This window comes from Alkalibacterium indicireducens (genome assembly GCF_039522005.1).
GTDB lineage: Bacteria > Bacillota > Bacilli > Lactobacillales > Carnobacteriaceae_A > Alkalibacterium > Alkalibacterium indicireducens.
In genome coordinates this window covers 1-1,765 of record NZ_BAAADA010000206.1, presented here as the reverse complement: position 1 = coordinate 1,765, position 1,765 = coordinate 1, and the positions used below count along the sequence as shown (strand labels likewise).

Here is a 1,765-nt window from a genome sequence, read left to right as displayed (position 1 = left end):
AGCGATAACCAAGATATTTAATTATCAAAGAACTAAAGTGAATGGATCATCAAAAGCGACTTTTTGAAATTGGGGATGGGAAAAAAGTCACCTTTTAGTAATAATTTATAAATCTGAGTAATTAAAAACACCGTCAAATCAAGGATCATTTTTCCTAGATTTGACGGTGTCTTCTAATTCAGCTAGTTATTTCCCAGCCCCGCTCCATTCTTTCAAACAGTTAATCAATCAACTAAGTTAAGAACAATTCTTAACTACAAACTTATTATACGAAGAGGTTATGAAGTGACAATTGGAAAAGTTGGTACATTAGAGGTTGATTTTGTAGCAAGTAAGGCTGATGAGATAGTTTACTATCAAGTATCGGCTACGATTATGGATGAAAAAACAAAAGAACGTGAACTACGCCCACTCCAGTCCATAACTGATAATTATCCTAAGTATATCCTCACTATGGATAATACAGTTTTTAATGACTTTTCTGGTATAAAGGTGAAGAATATAATAGATTTTCTTCTTGAGTAATTTGACTATCAGCTGGGTCACAGTTTTTAGGTAATAGAGGTATAAAGGTAGACTCTTCACTTCGGAAGTATAATATCATATACCTTTATAACTACTAAATACTGGGTTTTAAACAGAAGTTGAGCTATATATGACGGATAGGCTAACATGACCTAGTAACTTTTTCATTTACTGTGAATACTTTGTACCAATATAATAAGATACTAAAAATCCAATAACTAAATAAAAGATTCCAAGTAGGATTTCCTGTCCTAATATATCCCTAGGAATAATTGCAAATATAGATCCAAATACAAATCCTAATACAGTATAATATGTAAAACCATAAGCTCTTTCAAATAGAAAATTTATTAATTTTGCAAATAATAATACACTTAGGACAAATCCTATCCCTACTGGAATGATTACCATAAGGTCTAAGCTTACAAGAGCATCCAAAAGAATTTCATAAGCCCCAATATACATAAGAATAAATGATGCACTTACCCCTGGTACTATAGTTCCAAATCCAATTATAAGACCATAAATAATAGTGGCAATTAGTCCTGAGGAAGCTTCTGGCATAATATTTATCACATTATTCTCTAATATGGTAAATATAATTGTTATACTAAGGGCAATTATACAAGGAATTAGATATGAGCCTTTAAAACCCTTTTTATTTGCATCTTTAATCACTAAAGGGATAGTCCCTACCATAAGCCCAATAAAGATAAATTTTACATTGGTTTCATGGTATACAAATAAATATTGCATAATTCTACTAAAAGCTAATACACCAAAAGCTATACCTACACCTAAAGAAAAAAGGGCTTTAATTTTTCCCATAAAATCAGTAAATATATTAGCAATGGCACTGGTTAATTTGCTATAAACACCAAGTATTACCGCAAAGGTACCCCCACTTACGCCTGGAGCTACGGCTCCTATACCTATGATTATTCCTTTTAAAAAATCATTTAAAAATATCAAAAATATCAACTCACAATCAAAATCAAATTTTATTACCTGTCTGCTGCTTTATTCCCTAAGCAAAAAAACCAACTATACTACCTAAATTCTACGTCGCTTTACGAAAACCATTAAACATCGATATTTCCGATGAACCTACGAAGAATTCAAGTAGTTGCTTCTACATTTTAACATTTCATGCACCCCCTTTCAACAAAAGTTAGTGTCAATACTTTCTTTTAATAATTGCTTACAATGGTTGTTATATCAAGGAAAAGCAAAAAAACAC

Annotated in this window: 2 protein-coding genes; one reads left to right on the top strand and one right to left on the bottom strand. The window is 31.2% G+C overall.

Translation table 11 applies throughout. From position 1 onward, the window contains the following. Positions 1-285: 285 nt before the first annotated feature. Positions 286-525 (top strand): ATP-binding protein, encoded by a 240-nt coding sequence (locus ABFX15_RS11730; protein ID WP_245683093.1) that lies wholly within the window; start codon positions 286-288, stop codon positions 523-525. A 168-nt stretch (positions 526-693) separates the two neighbouring features. Here the strand turns inward: ABFX15_RS11730 and ABFX15_RS11725 are convergent, their stop codons facing one another. Beyond that, on the bottom strand, positions 694-1,497 hold the full coding sequence (locus ABFX15_RS11725; RefSeq protein WP_346025585.1) for a DUF368 domain-containing protein: 804 nt from the start codon (positions 1,495-1,497) through the stop codon (positions 694-696). Positions 1,498-1,765: the final 268 nt, after the last annotated feature.